General features: G+C 31.2%; 20 protein-coding genes. 9 read left to right on the top strand and 11 right to left on the bottom strand.

The annotated features are described in order from the left end of the window. The first annotated feature begins 131 nt into the window (after window positions 1-131). Window positions 132-2,039 carry an AMP-binding protein gene (locus N5E64_RS13805; RefSeq protein ID WP_280037993.1) on the top strand — a complete coding sequence of 636 codons (1,908 nt, stop codon included), beginning with the start codon at window positions 132-134 and terminating at the stop codon, window positions 2,037-2,039. A 97-nt stretch (window positions 2,040-2,136) separates the two neighbouring features. Beyond that, window positions 2,137-4,008 carry an Nramp family divalent metal transporter gene (locus N5E64_RS13810; protein WP_038335783.1) on the top strand — a complete coding sequence of 624 codons (1,872 nt, stop codon included), beginning with the start codon at window positions 2,137-2,139 and terminating at the stop codon, window positions 4,006-4,008. Between the two features lie 57 nt (window positions 4,009-4,065). On the opposite strand, the gene N5E64_RS13815 is transcribed toward N5E64_RS13810, so the two are convergent. The 4 genes from N5E64_RS13815 to recG form a co-directional block, all read right to left on the bottom strand. Beyond that, on the bottom strand, window positions 4,066-4,584 hold the full coding sequence (locus N5E64_RS13815) for an ankyrin repeat domain-containing protein (RefSeq protein WP_115000247.1): 519 nt from the start codon (window positions 4,582-4,584) through the stop codon (window positions 4,066-4,068). Window positions 4,585-4,645: 61 nt separating this feature from the next. Further along, window positions 4,646-6,169 carry a catalase gene (locus N5E64_RS13820; RefSeq protein WP_221854452.1) on the bottom strand — a complete coding sequence of 508 codons (1,524 nt, stop codon included), beginning with the start codon at window positions 6,167-6,169 and terminating at the stop codon, window positions 4,646-4,648. A 240-nt stretch (window positions 6,170-6,409) separates the two neighbouring features. Beyond that, window positions 6,410-6,574, bottom strand: a complete 165-nt coding sequence (locus N5E64_RS13825; RefSeq protein ID WP_181816300.1) for a hypothetical protein — start codon at window positions 6,572-6,574, stop codon at window positions 6,410-6,412. A gap of 178 nt (window positions 6,575-6,752) precedes the next feature. Next, window positions 6,753-8,858: an ATP-dependent DNA helicase RecG gene (gene recG / locus N5E64_RS13830; protein ID WP_280037995.1), complete on the bottom strand. Its 2,106-nt coding sequence runs from the start codon at window positions 8,856-8,858 to the stop codon at window positions 6,753-6,755. A 111-nt stretch (window positions 8,859-8,969) separates the two neighbouring features. Between recG and N5E64_RS13835 the strand changes: the two genes are divergently transcribed. Continuing rightward, window positions 8,970-9,563, top strand: a complete 594-nt coding sequence (locus N5E64_RS13835; RefSeq protein ID WP_280037996.1) for a thioredoxin family protein — start codon at window positions 8,970-8,972, stop codon at window positions 9,561-9,563. A gap of 70 nt (window positions 9,564-9,633) precedes the next feature. Next, window positions 9,634-10,194, top strand: a complete 561-nt coding sequence (locus N5E64_RS13840; RefSeq protein WP_180906761.1) for a TlpA disulfide reductase family protein — start codon at window positions 9,634-9,636, stop codon at window positions 10,192-10,194. Between the two features lie 66 nt (window positions 10,195-10,260). Here N5E64_RS13840 and N5E64_RS13845 read toward each other — a convergent pair whose 3' ends face one another. Next, window positions 10,261-10,812: a DUF1697 domain-containing protein gene (locus tag N5E64_RS13845; protein WP_115000257.1), complete on the bottom strand. Its 552-nt coding sequence runs from the start codon at window positions 10,810-10,812 to the stop codon at window positions 10,261-10,263. A gap of 140 nt (window positions 10,813-10,952) precedes the next feature. Here N5E64_RS13845 and N5E64_RS13850 point away from each other — a divergent pair, with 140 nt between their 5' ends. Then, a complete protein-coding gene (locus tag N5E64_RS13850) occupies window positions 10,953-11,525 on the top strand; it encodes a TMEM175 family protein (protein WP_115000259.1) in 573 nt (190 codons plus the stop codon). On the opposite strand, the gene N5E64_RS13855 is transcribed toward N5E64_RS13850, so the two are convergent. The 3 genes from N5E64_RS13855 to N5E64_RS13865 form a co-directional block, all read right to left on the bottom strand. Then, on the bottom strand, window positions 11,526-12,590 hold the full coding sequence (locus N5E64_RS13855) for a nitronate monooxygenase (protein WP_280037998.1): 1,065 nt from the start codon (window positions 12,588-12,590) through the stop codon (window positions 11,526-11,528). A gap of 11 nt (window positions 12,591-12,601) precedes the next feature. Further along, window positions 12,602-12,895 carry a DUF3861 domain-containing protein gene (locus tag N5E64_RS13860; protein WP_280037999.1) on the bottom strand — a complete coding sequence of 98 codons (294 nt, stop codon included), beginning with the start codon at window positions 12,893-12,895 and terminating at the stop codon, window positions 12,602-12,604. 127 nt (window positions 12,896-13,022) lie between these two features. Next, the gene (locus tag N5E64_RS13865; protein ID WP_219034860.1) at window positions 13,023-13,772 is read right to left on the bottom strand and encodes a GLPGLI family protein; all 750 of its coding nucleotides are present in this window, start codon (window positions 13,770-13,772) and stop codon (window positions 13,023-13,025) included. A 193-nt stretch (window positions 13,773-13,965) separates the two neighbouring features. Between N5E64_RS13865 and N5E64_RS13870 the strand changes: the two genes are divergently transcribed. Then, window positions 13,966-14,415 (top strand): hypothetical protein, encoded by a 450-nt coding sequence (locus tag N5E64_RS13870; RefSeq protein WP_219034859.1) that lies wholly within the window; start codon window positions 13,966-13,968, stop codon window positions 14,413-14,415. Here the strand turns inward: N5E64_RS13870 and N5E64_RS13875 are convergent. Together N5E64_RS13875 and N5E64_RS13880 are read right to left on the bottom strand one after the other, a co-directional pair. Then, complete coding sequence (locus N5E64_RS13875; protein WP_219034858.1) at window positions 14,412-14,858, bottom strand: hypothetical protein; 447 nt, start codon at window positions 14,856-14,858, stop codon at window positions 14,412-14,414. The genes N5E64_RS13870 and N5E64_RS13875 overlap by 4 nt on opposite strands. Window positions 14,859-14,881: 23 nt before the next feature. Next, a complete protein-coding gene (locus N5E64_RS13880) occupies window positions 14,882-15,364 on the bottom strand; it encodes a hypothetical protein (protein ID WP_280038000.1) in 483 nt (160 codons plus the stop codon). A 176-nt stretch (window positions 15,365-15,540) separates the two neighbouring features. Between N5E64_RS13880 and N5E64_RS13885 the strand changes: the two genes are divergently transcribed. Both N5E64_RS13885 and N5E64_RS13890 read left to right on the top strand, forming a co-directional pair. Further along, entirely contained in the window at window positions 15,541-16,068 is a 528-nt protein-coding gene (locus N5E64_RS13885) for a YfiT family bacillithiol transferase (RefSeq protein WP_280038001.1), read from the top strand. A 28-nt stretch (window positions 16,069-16,096) separates the two neighbouring features. Next, complete coding sequence (locus N5E64_RS13890) at window positions 16,097-16,441, top strand: hypothetical protein (protein ID WP_038335765.1); 345 nt, start codon at window positions 16,097-16,099, stop codon at window positions 16,439-16,441. 60 nt (window positions 16,442-16,501) lie between these two features. On the opposite strand, the gene N5E64_RS13895 is transcribed toward N5E64_RS13890, so the two are convergent. After that, the gene (locus N5E64_RS13895; protein WP_038335762.1) at window positions 16,502-16,723 is read right to left on the bottom strand and encodes a heavy-metal-associated domain-containing protein; all 222 of its coding nucleotides are present in this window, start codon (window positions 16,721-16,723) and stop codon (window positions 16,502-16,504) included. A 148-nt stretch (window positions 16,724-16,871) separates the two neighbouring features. Here N5E64_RS13895 and N5E64_RS13900 point away from each other — a divergent pair. Then, window positions 16,872-17,722 (top strand): solute carrier family 23 protein (locus N5E64_RS13900; protein WP_280038003.1); only part of this gene is annotated, 851 nt, incomplete at its 3' end.

Consider the following 17,722-nt stretch of genomic DNA (forward strand, 5'->3'; position numbering starts at 1 on the left):
AATTATATACTACTTTTTATTGTATAGTTGATAAATAATTAACTGTCCTAAAACAAACATTTTAAACTTTATTATTAATTCTAAACATTTTTCTAACTTAACAAAACAAATAAAACACAGCACACACATAAATGGATTACAAAACTTTATACTCAAAAAGTATTGAAGAACCTGAACTTTTTTGGAAAGAAGAAGCGCAGAAATTAGCATGGTCAACTTACCCTGAACAAATCTTAAAACAAAATGAAAACGGATATTATTCGTGGTTTGTTGACGGAAAAATAAATATGAGCCGTTTGGCTTTGGAGGAAAATATAAAAGCTGGACGCGGAGAACAATTTGCTTTAATTTACGATTCTCCTGTTACAGAAGTTGTTCAAAAAATTACGTACAATCAGCTTTTAGAAAAAGTAAGTCGTTTTGCAGGAGGTCTTACATCCTTAGGATTATCAAAAGGTGATACAGCAATTATTTATATGCCTATGATTCCAGAAGCAATTGTTGCGATGCTTGCTTGTGCGAGAATTGGTGTAATACATTCTGTTGTTTTTGGAGGTTTTGCAGCGCCAGAATTAGCTATTCGTATTGATGATGCTCAACCTGATGATATTATTTCTGCGTCTTATGGAGTAGAAATTAATCGTCAAATCAACTATAAACCATTGATTGATGAAGCAATTGAATTAACACTTTACAAACCAAAAAACATTGTCATTTTTGAACGTCCAAATCACACCGATGATTTATCAGCAGAAAACGTTCATACCTATGATGAAATGTATCAACATCAACCTATAGAACCTATCGAAGTTCCAAGTACACATCCATTATATATTTTGTATACTTCTGGAACAACTTCTACGCCAAAAGGTGTCGTACGCGATACAGGAGGTTATGCAACTGCACTAAATTCGACAATGAACTATTTTTATGATTTAGAACCAGGTGATACAATTCTTACTGCAAGTGATATTGGTTGGGTTGTTGGACATTCCTATATCGTTTATGCGCCGTTAATTTATGGTGTTACAACGGTTATTTATGAAGGAAAACCAATCAAAACTCCTGACGCTGGAGCTTTTTGGAGAATGGTTGAAGAACATAAAATCAAAAATGTTTTCACAGCTCCAACAGCAATTCGAGCAATTCGAAAAGAAGATCCAGAAGGAAAATTATTCCAAAAATATGATACATCAAGTCTGAAACGTTTATTCTTAGCGGGAGAACGTTGTGATACATCTACTTATTATTGGTTAAAAGAAATTTCAAAATTGCCCGTAATCGATCATTGGTGGCAAACAGAAAGCGGTTGGCCAATGTTAGGAATTTGTGCTGGAGTCGAAAATATAATGCCTGAACCTGGTGCAGCTGGATTGCCTGTTTTTGGCTATAATATTAAAATTGTTGACGACGAAGGTCAAGAAAATGATACGCGAGAAGAAGGTTCTATTGTGATTCAGCTTCCACTTCCTCCTGGTTGTATGACAAGTTTATGGCGAAATGAACACCGATTTATAAAAGGTTATTTTCAACAATTTCCAAATCATTATTTAACTGGTGACGGAGGTTTTAAAGATGAAAATGGTTTTGTATTTATTACAGGTCGAACTGATGATATTATTAATGTCGCTGGTCATAGGTTAAGTACTGCAACAATGGAAGAATTGGTTTCTTCTCATCCTGATATTACAGAATGTGCGGTTGTGGGAATTAAAGATGAATTGAAAGGTCAAATTCCAATAGGTTTGATTGTTACAAAAGAAAACGCATCAAAATCGGAAGAAGAAATCGAAAAAGATTTGATTGCTTTATTACGCAAAGAAATTGGCGGAATTGCCTGTTTCAAAACATCTATAATAGTTAACAGACTACCAAAAACACGAAGCGGAAAAATATTACGCAAAACTTTATCTCAAATTGCAGACGGAACACCATTCACAATTCCATCTACAATTGATGATGCTACAGTTTTAGATGAATTAATTCACGAATTTTCAAGAAGAAACGTAGGTCTAGCCTTTGCGATTTCGTCAATATAATCCATTTTATTCATTCACTATTTCAAAAGCAGTAATTCCTACTATTACTGCTTTTTTTATTCATTTTTACATAAATTTGAATTAGAAATATCATTCAATGCCAAATCAATCCAAATCATTAGAAGATGTGCACGAAAGTGTTCAAATCAAAAAAGGAAAGTTTAGAAAAATCCTAAGTTTTTTTGGACCTGCCTACTTAATAAGCGTTGGTTACATGGATCCGGGAAACTGGGCAACCGATTTAGCAGGCGGCAGCCAATTTGGTTATACTTTGATTTGGGTTTTATTGATGAGTAACATAATGGCTTTGTTATTACAAAGTTTATGTACACGTTTGGGAATTGTTCGACGAAAAGATTTGGCGCAATGTAACCGAGAAACTTATCCGAAAGGAATGAATCTCATCTTGTATATTTTAGCCGAAATAGCTATTGCAGCTTGTGATTTAGCAGAAATTTTGGGAATGGCAATTGGTCTAAATTTACTTTTTGGAATAGATTTGATCTATGGTGTTTTAATCAGTTTCTTAGACACTTTTCTTCTACTTTATCTTCAGAAATTAGGCATGCGAAAAATGGAACTTTTCATTGTTGGTTTAATCACAATGATTGGTTTATGTTTTTTGACGGAAATGTTTTTAGCAAAACCAGATTTTGGAGAAGTTGCAAAAGGATTTATTCCATCTATTCCAAATAGCGCTGCATTGTACATCAGTATTGGGATTATCGGTGCAACTGTAATGCCTCATAATCTTTATTTACATTCTGCTCTCGTCCAAACGCGGCAAATAAAACGAGATGATTTTTCAATCAAAAAAGCACTCAAATATAACTTTTGGGATAGTGCAATTGCTCTGAATTTAGCCTTCTTTGTCAATGCTGCAATCTTAATTTTAGCTTCATCCGTATTCCATAAAAACGGCTATCACGATGTTGCAGAACTGAGCGATGCTTATAGATTATTGGGGACAACTTTAGGAACAGATTTGGCTCCAAAATTATTCGCAGTTGCTTTAATTTTAGCTGGACAAAGCTCTACAGTTACAGGAACTTTAGCTGGACAAATTGTGATGGAAGGATATTTACATCTACGTATTAATCCTGTTTTGAGAAGAATTTTGACACGATTATTAGCCGTAGTTCCAGCAGTTGTAGTCATTCTTATTTTTGGAGAAAAAGAAGTCGGTTCTTTACTAATTTTCAGTCAAGTTATCCTAAGTATGCAATTGGCTTTTGCGGTAATTCCGTTGATTCATTTTGTGAGTGATAAAGCGAAAATGGGGAATTTTGCAATCAATACAACAACCAAATTTTTTGCATGGACAATCGCTTTTATTATTTCATTTCTGAATGCGCAATTGGTGTATGAAGAAGTTAATAAATGGATGGCAAATAGTGAATCTTACACTTTAAATATTTTTCTTATAGCGTTAGAAATAGGACTTTTAGTTTTATTATTGCTGACATTTTTTATTCCAATTATGTTGAAGAAAAATGAAGAACATCAAAAGGAAATTCATGAACCATTTGAGAAGTTTACGTTAGAAGAAATTTCGAATCAACATTTCAAAAAGATTGTTGTTGCGTTAGATTTTTCGAAAACGGATCGAAAAGTCATCAATTATGCGACACAATTAGCTACTACAGAATCTACCATTATTTTGGTTCATATTGTCGAAAGTGCTTCTGCAAAATACACGGGAGAGCGTACGAATGATGAAGAATCTCTGTCAGATTTGAAACGTTTAGAACAATATGCAGAGATCATTCGACCTTTGTTTAATGAAACTAAAATCGAATTAGGTTACAATAATCGAATCAATTCAATTGCTGAAATTTGTAAACGAAATCAAGCAGATTTGTTGATTGTTGGTTCGCACGGACACCGAGGTTTTATGGATTTTATTTTTGGAGAAACGATTAATAAATTAAGGCATCGCGTTAATATTCCGGTCTTTATTGCAAAATAATAAAAAGCCATTCAGAATTTTTCTGAATGGCTTTTTGATTAGATTAAAATATAAAAATTATTTGATCGATAATAATTCAATCATTTCTTTATTTTCTTGTAAAATAGCATGATCTAAAGCAGTTTTACCATTATTATCTTTAATGTTTAAATCTGCACCAGCTTCGATTAGTTTTTTGGCAATTTCATTTTGACCAAATGTTACAGCAAAAATCAAAGCAGAAGCTCCATTAAAATTCACTTGATTAACATCAGCCTTATTCGCAATTAGTAAATTTACCATTTCAGGAAATCCTCTAAAGACGGCTCCCATCAACGCATTGTTTCCAGATAAATCTTGCGCATTAGGATTTGCTCCTTTTGATAATAATACTTTCGCAGCGTCTGAACTGTTATTATAAATCGCTAAAATTAAAGGTGTAAATCCACGTTGATTTGCTTCATTTACATGTTTTCCATTCGAAATTAATTCTTCTATTTGCTTCACATTATTTTCTCTCGCCGCACTAAACAAATCTTGTGCATAAATTGAAGAAAAACTGAATAGAAATAAGGCTAAAAATATATACTTTTTCATGATAATATTGATTTTATGAAAGTCATGGAGCCAAACTCAATCGACTCCAATCCAATAAAAATTATTTTGGTAAATATTGCTTTACATCGCTCATAGAAGTATTTGTAGCCTTCATCAAACGTGTTCCATATTCTGTATTTGCTTGGTAAAAATGTGCAATCATTTTATGAACAATTACTTTATTTTTAACCGAATTTAAAGCTCCAGATAAATTTTTGATTAAGTTATCTTGATCTTTTTTAGAGAATGATTTGTACAAATCTCCAGCTTGTACAAAGTTATTTTCTTTATCAATGACATGCTGAGTTGTTATAGCTCCTGCAGGAAAAACAGATTTTGAATACTTGAATTTTGCATTATCTACAACCTCAGGAAGATTAGTTGAAGGTTGATAATTTACATCACCTTTTTGCTCACGGATCGACATATAACCGTCTTGATTATATGTTTTTACACTATTTTTTGGTGCATTAACAGGAATTTGTTGGAAATTACCCGTTAAACGATGACGTTGTGTATCAGAATAGGAAAACAAACGACCTTGTAACAATTTATCTTCAGAAGCTTCAATTCCTGGAACCAACGTAGCTGGAGCAAATGCTGCTTGCTCAACTTGTTGAAAATAATTCGTTGGATTCTCATTCAATGTCATTGTTCCAACTTTAACTAACTTTACAACAGATTCTGGCCAAATTTTCGTTACATCAACAGGATTGAAATCTAATTTATCAAAATCTTCTCGTTTCAATAATTGAACATATAAATCCCATTTCGGAAAGTTTCCTTTGTCGATTTCATTACGTAAATCTAATGTTGCATGTTCTATTTCAGTCGATTGAATTTTATTCGCTTCTTCTTGTGTTAAATTTTTCGTTTCTTGTTGAGGAACCCATTTGTATTTCACATAAGTTACTTCACCTTTTGCATTTACCCATTTGTAAGCATGTACACCATTTCCTTCCATTTGACGAAAATTTGCAGGAATTCCATAATCTGAAAACAACCACGTTAACATATGCGTAGACTCTGGTAAATTAGAGAAAAAATCAAATACACGATTTGGATCAGATGCGCCATTTGTTACAGGAGATGGCCTGAAAGCATGCACCATATCTGGGAATTTGATTGCATCTCGAATAAAGAAAACAGGTAAATTGTTTCCAACTAAATCGTAATTTCCTTGTTCTGTGTAAAATTTAACAGCAAATCCACGTGGATCACGATAAGTTTCTGGCGAACCTTGTTGATGCGTTACAGTTGAAAAACGTACAAATAATGGTGTTTTTTTACCAGCTGTTGACAAGAAATCAGCCATTGTCACATCAGAAAAATCTTTATCAGCTACAAATTCTCCGAAAGCTCCAGCTCCACGCGCATGAACAACACGTTCAGGAATACGTTCGCGATCAAATGCTGCTAATTTTTCAATTAAATGAATGTCCTCCAACAAAACTTGTCCGTTATTTCCGATTGTTTTAGAATTTTGATTATCTCCAACTGGAGCGCCTGTGTTTGTTGTTAATTGTTGGGCAAATCCAATCGTAGAAAGGAATGCTAAACTTAATACTAAACTTCTTTTGATCATAATTATAGTTTTATTCTTTATTTATCATTTTAAGACAGAGCAAAACTAAATCTGTTATAATTATAAATCAAATCTATAAAATCTATTAGATATAATTAATTTTTATAATAATTATAACCCAATCCTTTACAAGGAAGAAAAAGGTGATATATTATTTCGCAATAAATGAATAAATAAAAATGATGAAGAATTTTAGAAATAAAAAAAAACCGCTTATTTAGCGGTTTTGAGAGATATTATTTAATTTTTTCTAAATCGTTGAAAAGACATAGAAGGTTTAATTTTTATCGATTCATTAGCTATTAATACCATTAAATTCAAATGCTGATTGAACATCCATAGTGAATTTCCTTCAACCTCTACTCCTTGTGGAGTTCTAATAAGTTCTAAATTTGTGTACATCATAATCTATAATTTTTTGGTTGACGCTAATATTGTGTTAAAAATAATTTTTAATGTTAATTTCATTTAACACAACTGATAAAATTAAAAGTTTCTAATAAAATTCAGTATTTTGTATTTGTTTTTTAATAAACATAAATTATACCAAAAAATATACAAATGGTTTCCTTAATGTTAAATTTTATGAAATTTGACTCCATCCTACTTTATCTTTATGATTTTCAATAAAATATTTTTTTGTTGGTTCGTAAACTGGTGAAGAAAGTGTCGGATCTTGCGAAAGAATAGTTTCCACACATTTTCTTGCTGCATACAAAACCTCTTTGTCTTTGGCTAAATCTGCAATTTTAAGATTTAAAACACCACTTTGTTGCGTTCCCATCATATCACCAGGACCACGCAATTCCAAATCAACTTCGGCTACCTGAAAACCATCATTTGTTTGACACATCGTCTGTATACGACGTTTCGAAACTTCGTTCAATTTTCCACCTGTCATCAAAATACAATACGATTGTTCCGCACCACGACCTACACGACCACGAAGTTGATGCAATTGAGAAAGTCCAAAACGTTCAGAATTTTCAATAATCATAACAGAAGCATTTGGGACATTTACACCAACTTCTATCACAGTTGTAGCAACCAAAATTTGCGTTTCATTATTTTTGAAACGATTCATTTCAAATTCTTTATCGGCAGGTTTTTGACGACCATGCACAATACTTATCGCATATTCTGGCAACGGAAAAGCACGAGAAATACTTTCGTAGCCATCCATCAAATCTTTCAATTCTAATTTTGCTGATTCTTCAATTAATGGATAAACCACATAAATTTGACGACCTTTCGCAATTTCATCTTTCATAAATTTGAAAACACTCAAACGATGTGCATCCGTTTTATGAAGCGTTTTAATAGGTTTTCGTCCTTTTGGCAATTCATCGATCACCGAAACATCCAAATCGCCATACATTGTCATCGAAAGTGTACGAGGAATTGGTGTTGCTGTCATCACTAAAATATGTGGAGGAAGTTTAGCTTTTCTCCAAAATTTAGCACGTTGAGCAACTCCAAAGCGATGTTGTTCATCAATAATCGCTAATCCTAAATTCTGAAAAATCACATTATCTTCTAACAATGCATGCGTCCCGATAATTATTTTAAGGTTTCCATTTTCAAGGTTTTCTAAAATTGGTTGACGCTTTTTCTTTGTCACCGAACCCGTTAATAATTCTACCGAAACATCCAAACCATTCAGCAATTCTGTAATGCTTTCGTAATGTTGTTGTGCAAGAATTTCGGTTGGCGCAATTAAAGCGGCCTGAAAACCATTGTCAACTGCAATCAACATCGTTAACAACGCAACCATCGTTTTTCCAGAACCAACATCACCTTGCAACAAACGATTCATTTGCGCAGGTTGACGAAGATCAAAACGAATTTCTTTTATCACTCTTTTTTGTGCATTTGTCAATTCAAAAGGTAAATATTCATTATAAAATGTATTGAAATAATGACCAATTTCTGGAAAAGGATTACTTCTATTCTTTTGTTTATTGACTGCTTTTTGAGAGAGATTAGAAAGATTTAGAAAGAAAAATTCTTCAAATTTTAGACGACGAATTGCTGCATTTAATTCTGTTACATCTTTTGGAAAATGAATTGCTTTTAACGCATCATTTCTTCCAACTAATTTATAATGTTCGAGAACATTTAATGGTAAATTCTCAGGAATATCGATGTTTTCAGCAAAAAGATTCATCATCATTTTTTGAAAAACACGATTCGTAATTCCTTTTTTCGTCAACTTTTCGGTACTTGGATAAACAGGAAATAATCCAAGCGGAATATTTTTTGCATCTTCAACTAATTCAATTTCAGGATGTGTAATACTAAAATTATTATTGAACACATTTGGTTTTCCGTAAATGACAACTTCTTTGAAAAGATCATTTCTCAATTTCTCCTTTTGCCAAGAAGAAACTTTGAACCAAACTAATTCTAAAGTTCCAGTTCCATCTTGAAATTTCCCAACTAAACGTTTTACTTTTCCTTGGTTAATTTCTTCTAAACTAACAATTTTACCTTTCAATTGTATTTCGGCTGCTGTTGATGAAATTTCTGAAATTTTATAGAATTTCGATTTATCAACATAACGAAAAGGAAAATGCTGTATCAAATCTTCGTATCTAAAAATTCTGAATTCACTTTGCAGTGTTTTAGCACGCTCAGGTCCAGCACCTTTTAAATATTCTATTGTTTTTTTTAATGGATTTTGATACATTTTTCTACTTTCGAAAGTCGCAATTTACCAAATTTTAACGATAAACAATGTCATCATTGTTACAAAATAAGCTCGTAGAATTGCTTTATATTTGTAACAAATTAGAATCAAATGAATTTAACAGAATACATCAACAAAGGTTTATCATACGAAGATTATATCACACGCGTTGAAGATGATTTGGAAAACGAAATCGAAAACGATGATCCGAAAGAATATGTACAATATTATGCTTTGGGATTGCAACGCATGAACAGAATTTTTAAAACATTCAGTTTAAATCCTGCGCAAGAAACACGCGTTAAATCAACTTCAAATAATTTAAAATTATTAGTAATTACTGAAGGTTGGTGTGGAGATGCATCTCAAATTTTACCTGTTGTAGAGAAATTAGCAAATGCGCTTCAAGTTTCGACGCATTATGTTTTACGTGATGAGAACTTGGAGTTGATGGAAAAATACAAAACAAATGGAGCGGCTTCTATTCCAATTATTATTGGAGTGAATGAAGAAAATGAAGAAGCTTTCCGTTTTGGTCCTCGTCCACAAGCTGGAATGGAAATGTTGGCGCGTTTCAAAAGTAATCCTGATACGTATTCGGCAGATGATTTTCACGAAGATTTACAAAAATATTACAACAACAATAAAGGTGAAGACATTGTAAATGAAATTTTAGATTTGATTGACGAAAACATCGGTAATTAATCATTTTTTTCAATTTGTTCAACTTGTTATTTGTTCGCATCTTTGTGTAAGATTTTATTGAAAAAGAAAAATGAAAGGAAATAAGCAAATTATTTTTGCCATCGTTGTAGTTGTCGCTTTAGTCGCTATTATGTTTACGCCAATTGGGACATTTTTTAAAGGTAAAATGGAAGACAATAGCCACGTTGCAGGCTCTGATATAGAATTAACAGAAAGTGATTATGATATTGATTTAATTGGTCATAACGGCGCTGCGAATACAAACTTGATTGATTTCAAGAAAAGTGGTGAAGTTGTTTTCCTAAATTTTTGGGGAAGCTGGTGTCCTCCTTGTGTTGCAGAAATGCCAACAATTCAGAAATTGTATGAAGCAAAAGGACAAAAAGTAAAATTTGTATTGATTGCAATTCAGGATAAACCAACGGTTTTTAATCCGTTTTTGCAAAAAAATAATTATACAATGCCAGTTTACGAGCCAAATAGTCCAATTTCAAATAATATGTTACCAAAGGTTTTTCCAACAACATATATTTTAAATAAGAAAGGTGAAGTTGTGTTGAAAGAAACAAAAACAAGAGATTGGAATGATAAAGAAATTAATGATTTATTAGATAAATTAATCGCTGAATAATTTTATTCAAAAACATAAAAAAGCCGTTATTAAATGATTAATAACGGTTTTTTTTATATCTGTAATTTAATTTTCTCTCATCAATGCTAATTGCAATAAAGCAGTTGTTGTATTTTGATTACGTGTAGTAGCACTTACATTAAATAGATTTTCGAAAAAATTATTGGTCAATTTTGTTTTTCCGTAACCAGAAGGACAATACAAATAAACGACATCATCAGCAATAAAATATTGTTCATCTTCAGTTTTCGAATTTTCAACTTTTTCAGTATTTATTTCCTCAGGTTTATTGGCTAAAAATGTATAATGCAAAAACTCTTTATCGATGCTAAAATCCTTTAAGAATGGATTATTTTCGATGATGTTTTTTAATTTTTCGATGGTTAAAATCAAAATTGGAACTTCAAAAGATAAACTTTCTACAATTTTATCGTGAATTAAATCTCCAATTTCTTTGATATCAGTCAAATTTGTCGAAAAAACTGCATTTCCACTTTGCACGTAAGTGGTAACATTTTCCAGTCTAAGTTCCTCTAAAAGTTTGGTTAAAACATCCATTTTGATGATTTTTTTACCACTCACATTTATACCTCTCAGAATTGCAATAAAAGTATTCATAAAACTATCTCTATTTACGAGAAACTTTGTTTAAAATTATGAAAATAAATATAATAGAAATTTTAAAACAAATCCCTAATTGTTACGATAATTTTGATAAATTAGCATCATTCTGAATAATAAAAAAACTAATAAAACCTATGACTACAAACAGATTAGAAGCTTTTAGCGATGGCGTTCTTGCAATTATTATTACCATTATGGTTTTGGATCTGAAAGTTCCGCTTGGAGATGATATAATGAGTTTGAAACCTTATATCCCAAAATTTCTGAATTATTTGTTCAGTTTTATTTATGTTGGAATTTATTGGAACAATCATCATCATCTTTTTCAGGCGATTGAGAAAGTAAATGGCGGAATTTTATGGAGTAATTTGCACTTGCTTTTTTGGTTGTCTTTATTACCAGTTTCCACAGGTTGGATGGGCGAAAATTACGACTCAACTTTTCCAGTTGCTTTTTATGGATTTGTCTTATTTATGAGCAGTGTAGCATTTATGATTATTGAAAAAATCGCTGTAAAACAAGAAGGAAAAGAATCAATAATTGGGAAATCTGTGAGTAGAAGTTTTAAAGAAATTTCTTCGAGTATTGGTTATTTGGCTGGAATCGGAATTTCATTTGTAAAACCAGAAATTGGTATTGTCATTTATGCTTTAATTGCTTTACTATGGCTAATTCCAGATAGAAGAATTGAAAAATCGATGCGATAATTATTGATAATTTTCCACAGAATCAATTAATTTTTGAAGAAGATTAGATGTAGAATCTTCTTCAAAATTTTTAAAAGATTGTCCTAACCATAAATTAGTAAACGCTGTATTTTCGTTCAATTTAGAAGCATTTCTCAACGGATTTGTTAATTTATTTTGATAAGGATAAGGTAAAACAAACTCAGAGTTTTCAAATAAATGAATAAATTCATTCTCAATTCCTCGTGCATATCTTCCAGAAAAACTTTTCGTCAAGATAATTTCACTTTCCCTTACATTTTTTAATCGTTCTTTTTCGAAGGATTTTAAAGCACTTTCATTGGAACACAAAAACAAACTACCAATCTGAAAAGCATCTGCACCCAATTGTTTAGCAGCCAAAAGTGTTTTCGTATCATAAATTCCACCAGCAAAAATCAACGGCTTTTTTACAACATCCTTTACTTGCGAAACCAAAGAAAAACCACCAATTTGAGGCAAAATATCTGGATTAAATGTTCCACGATGCCCACCTGCTTCAATTCCTTGCACACAAATCACATCAATATTCGACTTTTCCAATTGTATCGCTTCTTCCAGCGTCGTACAAGTCCCTATTAATGTCACATCATGTTCTTTAAGACGATTAATAGAATTATCGTCAAAATTACCAAAAGTAAAGCTCAAAATTTTACATTTTTCTTGTAAAATTACTTCTATTTGTTCCTTATAACCATTTGGTTTTACAGCTTCAATCTCAGGAAAAACGATATCAAAGTTTTGTAGACGCGCAAGCTCAATTAACTTATTTTTTGTTGCATTATACTTTTGCTTTAATTCTGGTGTGATTTCAGGAATATCGTTCGCAAAAATATTGATAGCAAAAGGTTTATTCGTTAATTTTTTGGTTTGATAAATTCGCTTCAATGAATTTTCTGCATCCAAATCAGCAATTGGCAAAGAACCTAAACAGTTACAATTACTCGCTGCAGCAACCATTTCTGGTGTCGTTACTCCAAACATTGGTGCTTGAATAATCGGATATTTTACACCAAATAATGCTGTTAGTTCATTTTGCCAAATCATCTTTTTTTACTTTAATTTTCTTTCAATTTAGGCATAAAAACTTTTATCGCAGGAAGTAAATCCTCAAAAATTGGATTGTTTTTATTCTTCATAACCACTTCCAAAAACAACTTTAAACCTATTGCAAATTCTACTGATTGATTTTCATTTTCGAACGGATTTTTAGATTTTATCATTTCAATAATCTTAAAAATCTCATCATGATTCATAAAATCTAAAACGATTGGAGCCTGTAATGGTGCATCTTTGTCTAATAATTCGGTCTGTTCTAACGTTAATTTGTAGTGATTTCCTTTCTTTGTCATATATCTAATTTTTCCAAAAGTAACAGATTAGAATTATCAAAAATTAAAATGATTATTCGTTTAATTGATTGATTAAATCAATAATATTTATTCAAAAAAAGAGTCACATTTCTGCAACTCTCTTTTGTTATTTATCAACTCCTTGATTTACTTGCTTATGACGTTCATTCATTGCTTTCATTTCCGCCATAAATTCTTTGTCTGTCACAACTTTTCCCTTTGTTGGCAAAGTAATCACAATATCTTTATCTAAAATTTCGATTTCTTTCATTGTAAAAATAGCCTTGAACTCATCTTCTGACATTTCTGCTTTCACAATCAATCCTGGTAAATTTGCATAACGATAAGGACCATCTCTATAAGGTAAACTTGTTGTATACCACGCTATCACCTCTCTTCCTTCCTCATCTATTCCAACTGCTTTTGTCGCGTTATAACCTGCTATTTCTGTTTTTTCTTTTGTGATTTTCCATTGATAATCAAAGATTTTATCTTTAATCAAAAAGGTTTTCACTCCAAAATCTTTCACATTATAAAATTCGTTTTTTTCATAATCTTTATATTGTGGATTTGCTTCTGCAGCAATAATCATCTGCGCAATAGAATTGTCATTGGATTGATTATTATCAATTTTAATTTCAGGTTTGAAAGAAGACATTTTACCATTACTCTCCAATACAAATTTCACCGAAATTCCGCGATCTATTTCACTTTTGAAACTCGCTTGATACGCAGCAGGGATACTACTTTTGATCTTATCGAAATCTAAAATAAAATCTGTGTTGTAGATTACTTTTATGTTCTCCTTTTTGGCTTGTGCAAAAGAAATAATACACGAAATAGTTGTAAAACATACCGAAAATATAAGTTTTTTCATGTTATAATAATTTATGGTTTTGTTATTCTCAAAAGTAAAGAAACAAAGAAAATGAATTTGTTAAACATGACACAATAAATTATATCATATTCATAAAATATAATTTGAAAATTTAACAATTTCCTAAAATTGAGAATCATATAAATTGAAGGAATAAATATTACTTTTAAAAATATATTCACAACCAAAATTTATGAAATTACAAAAAGGAATTACAGGTTTTGACACCACTCCTAATTATACAACAGAAGATTTAGAGAAAATTCTGAAAGGAATTAAATATCCATTTACCAAGACAGAAGTTGTTCTGAAAATGAATGATTCTTCTAACTTTTATCAAATTAAAATTAATTATCAAAAGACAAAACAAGATTTTTATTTGATAGTAAATTCTACTTATTTAATCTTTGCTTGTGTAGAAAAAAATAGATGCTTCGATTTGAAATTTATTGACTTTCCTATTGAATTAATTTCACAATTAAAATCAGAGGTAAACTCCAGTTTAATCCTTCTAAATCCAAAAGAATTAAACAAAAAAGTAGACGTTTCTGATTTAGAATTATTAGGTGAATCAGAAATTAAACAGATCAATTATTGGAAAAGTAAAACACTGGGAGAGATTGTTTTCAATTGTTTTGATTAAACTTTTCGTTTAATAATTTTCTTACGTTTTCTTTTCTTAAAAATAATTCGAATTAGACGATAACCATATGTTACCTTTTTATTTTTTGTGATAATAGGAAATGCCATTGTGCACATCAACGAAATGCAAGCCGTTGTACCTAATGCACCTCCATAACCATTGAAAATTTTGCTCGTATAATGCAATAAAACTGCAAATAAAATTGGAGAAAAAACTAACGAAAAATAACTGATATTTATGGTTGATGATACCATTCCAATGAAAGTTCCGCCAATTACATACAACGGAATATTTTTGGTATAAAACTCTGGTAAAATTGTTGGAAAAAAATAGAAAAATCCACCGACAATCATTGCAATCATTGCAGAGGCACGAACTGGACCTTGTTTGAAACGAATATTTAATTCATACGTTGTTAATGAAGCTATTATTGAACACATCATTAATATTAAAAATTCAATAATCATTAGCCCGCAATTAATTTAAACAACAACATACTTAACAAAACACCTATAAATGCTAACGTTCCCAGCTTTCCTCCCACACCAACAAATAACGATTTTGTAGCAAAAAACAACAAGGCTGTAAAAACTCCTGCCGTAATAATCATCCAATAAACATACTGAAAATCAAGCGAAGTCATTCCAATGAAAGCGCCACAATAAATAGGTCCAGCAATTTGTTTTAGATATTCTGAACGAGGATTAAACTTCGTTAAAAAAGAACCTAAAGTTCCGATAATTCCAGCTGAAAAAACGCCTCCTAAACCAAGTTGATTATTGATTAAATACGTTATAATTGCCGCTATAGGAATCCATAAAACTAATGTTTTTCGATCAAATGAATATTCGTGATGATGTAACGGGAATTTGCGGTAAACAATTAACAACAAAGCACAAATCGCAACAATAATATATGGCACAACATAATGTTCTATCCGCTCATTCATTATCGCAAATAGAAACAAAAACTGAATTACAAAAATAATCAGTATGGTGACAAATTTTATGATGCGTTTGGTTTGCACAATTATTTTTTGAAGTTGCAAAGTTAGTGACTCGTTCTAACAAAATAGAATAATTTTTATCAGTAAAGTTGTAAAAATTTCTTAAACTTAAGAACAATATGAAAACACTAGAAAATTTAAAATATCCGATTGGAAAATTTGAAATTCCAGCATCATTTAATAAAGAATCTATTGAACAATGGATTTCAACAATTCGTGAATTTCCACAAAAAATTCAGAATGAAATTACCTCTCTTTCAGAAGCTGAATTAGAACAGCAATATCGTCCAGAAGGCTGGACAATTAGACAAGTTGTGCATCATTGTGCAGATAGCCATATGAATAGCTTTATTCGTTTTAAACTAGCTTTAACCGAAGATGTTCCGACAATAAAACCTTACGAGGAAAATATTTGGGCTGAATTAGAAGATTCTAAAAATCTTGAAGTCAACATTTCAGTCAATTTGCTATTTGCGCTGCATCAACGTTGGGTTGTTTTGTTAAATTCGTTTGTTGAAAGCGATTGGGAGAAAAAATTTCGTCATCCGGAAACAAATCAATTGATTGATTTAAAAACAAATCTTGCGATTTATGCTTGGCATTGCAATCATCATTTAGCGCATATAAAGCAAGCTAAGAAAAGTTAATGTATCTTTGCACAACATTTTGTAACCAATGAAATACATCAATTATTTTCTATTATTTTTATCTACAATCATTAGTATTTTTCTATTTTTTGTAAGCGCGAATCAAATTGAACTTGTTCCGAATAAAAATGAAGGTTATAAAGGTGAACAAATTATGCTGATTGAAAAATCGAATGATATACGTTTTGTGAAAAATATAGCTGAAACTTCGGTGGAAAAATATGATGTACTATACAATCAATTATCAGATTTTGCAGCAAAAATGAATACGTGGATTATTTTATTATTCATCCTTCAACTTGCAATGGGCGTACTTTTCTTTCTACAATTTCGAAAAAATAAAATAAAAAATCTCAAGTCAATACAAGATTAACTTGAGATTATATTGACTTAAACTATCACAAAAAATAAGTCATTCTACCTAAAAAAATATCTATTCCTCAATTAATTCAGCTGAAAAACCAACTTCCTCAATTGTATCAATAATTTCTTCGTCTGTTGCTTGATTAATTTTTACAGACAAAACTTTATCAGGATTATCGGTATCAACTTCCCAAGCTTCTAAACCATCTAACTTATCCAAAAAAGGTTTCACTTTGCTCACGCAACCACTACAATTTATATTTGTTTTGAATTTTAATTCTTTTGTTTCCATAATTCATTGATTTTTGTATTACAAATTTCGCAAGAATTGGTACAAAATCATTTACAAGATTTCGCTAAATAGTTATATGATTTCTGTACTTATTAATCGTTTTGAGCTACTTTTGCATTCAAACAAAACAATTTCAATTTCTTTACAAATGAGTCAACAAAATGACCAAAATATTGTCTTAGCTATCGACGAAAAACCGAAGTTAGGACAAGGTATATTATTAAGTATACAGCATCTTTTTGCGATGTTTGGCGCAACAGTTTTAGTACCTGCTTTGACTGGAATGTCTCCAGCAATTGCATTAATTTCGAGCGGAATCGGAACTTTAGTTTTCATCTTAATTACGCGAGGAAAAGTCCCTTCTTACCTTGGTTCTTCATTTGCTTTTATCAATCCAATTATCGCGATGAAAGCTTTAGAAGCAAACCCAGAAAGTGAAATTGCAACGGGTAGTTTCTTGGTAGGTAGTTTTTTAGTAGGAGTTACCTATTCATTGGTCGCACTATTTATCGCAACAGCAGGAACAAAATGGTTAATGAAACTTTTACCTCCTATTGTTGTTGGTCCAGTAATTATGGTAATTGGTCTGGGATTAGCTTCTACAGCAATTAAAATGGTGACAAATAATCCTTCAGGCGAATATGATTTAACCTATGTTACAATTGGTTTTGTTACCTTAATTATCACGATAATTACAGCAATTTTCAGTAAAGGTTTTTTGAGTGTAATTCCAGTTTTGGTCGGAATTATTGGTGGATATCTTTTTGCAATTACAATGGGAGTTGTCGACCTAAATCCTGTTATAGAAGCTAAATGGTTTATGATTCCAGATTTTACCATTCCTTTTGTAGATTACACACCAACTTTGTCTTGGTATGTTATTTTCTTAATGATTCCGGTTGCAATTGTACCAATCGCAGAACATATCGGGCATCAATTAGTTTTGAGTAAAGTCGTGAACAAAGACTTAATCGAAGATCCAGGTCTTGATAAATCGAT

It is taken from the genome of Empedobacter sp. GD03739 (genome assembly GCF_029843245.1).
Lineage (GTDB): Bacteria > Bacteroidota > Bacteroidia > Flavobacteriales > Weeksellaceae > Empedobacter > Empedobacter falsenii_B.

Coding starts and splice junctions, on each gene's coding strand:
- N5E64_RS13805 (WP_280037993.1), top strand. CDS start 132: ATGGATTACAAAACTTTATACTCAAAAAGTATTGAAGAACCTGAACTT.
- N5E64_RS13810 (WP_038335783.1), top strand. CDS start 2,137: ATGCCAAATCAATCCAAATCATTAGAAGATGTGCACGAAAGTGTTCAA.
- N5E64_RS13815 (WP_115000247.1), bottom strand. CDS start 4,584: ATGAAAAAGTATATATTTTTAGCCTTATTTCTATTCAGTTTTTCTTCA.
- N5E64_RS13820 (WP_221854452.1), bottom strand. CDS start 6,169: ATGATCAAAAGAAGTTTAGTATTAAGTTTAGCATTCCTTTCTACGATT.
- N5E64_RS13825 (WP_181816300.1), bottom strand. CDS start 6,574: ATGATGTACACAAATTTAGAACTTATTAGAACTCCACAAGGAGTAGAG.
- recG (WP_280037995.1), bottom strand. CDS start 8,858: ATGTATCAAAATCCATTAAAAAAAACAATAGAATATTTAAAAGGTGCT.
- N5E64_RS13835 (WP_280037996.1), top strand. CDS start 8,970: ATGAATTTAACAGAATACATCAACAAAGGTTTATCATACGAAGATTAT.
- N5E64_RS13840 (WP_180906761.1), top strand. CDS start 9,634: ATGAAAGGAAATAAGCAAATTATTTTTGCCATCGTTGTAGTTGTCGCT.
- N5E64_RS13845 (WP_115000257.1), bottom strand. CDS start 10,812: ATGAATACTTTTATTGCAATTCTGAGAGGTATAAATGTGAGTGGTAAA.
- N5E64_RS13850 (WP_115000259.1), top strand. CDS start 10,953: ATGACTACAAACAGATTAGAAGCTTTTAGCGATGGCGTTCTTGCAATT.
- N5E64_RS13855 (WP_280037998.1), bottom strand. CDS start 12,590: ATGATTTGGCAAAATGAACTAACAGCATTATTTGGTGTAAAATATCCG.
- N5E64_RS13860 (WP_280037999.1), bottom strand. CDS start 12,895: ATGACAAAGAAAGGAAATCACTACAAATTAACGTTAGAACAGACCGAA.
- N5E64_RS13865 (WP_219034860.1), bottom strand. CDS start 13,772: ATGAAAAAACTTATATTTTCGGTATGTTTTACAACTATTTCGTGTATT.
- N5E64_RS13870 (WP_219034859.1), top strand. CDS start 13,966: ATGAAATTACAAAAAGGAATTACAGGTTTTGACACCACTCCTAATTAT.
- N5E64_RS13875 (WP_219034858.1), bottom strand. CDS start 14,858: ATGATGTGTTCAATAATAGCTTCATTAACAACGTATGAATTAAATATT.
- N5E64_RS13880 (WP_280038000.1), bottom strand. CDS start 15,364: ATGAATGAGCGGATAGAACATTATGTTGTGCCATATATTATTGTTGCG.
- N5E64_RS13885 (WP_280038001.1), top strand. CDS start 15,541: ATGAAAACACTAGAAAATTTAAAATATCCGATTGGAAAATTTGAAATT.
- N5E64_RS13890 (WP_038335765.1), top strand. CDS start 16,097: ATGAAATACATCAATTATTTTCTATTATTTTTATCTACAATCATTAGT.
- N5E64_RS13895 (WP_038335762.1), bottom strand. CDS start 16,723: ATGGAAACAAAAGAATTAAAATTCAAAACAAATATAAATTGTAGTGGT.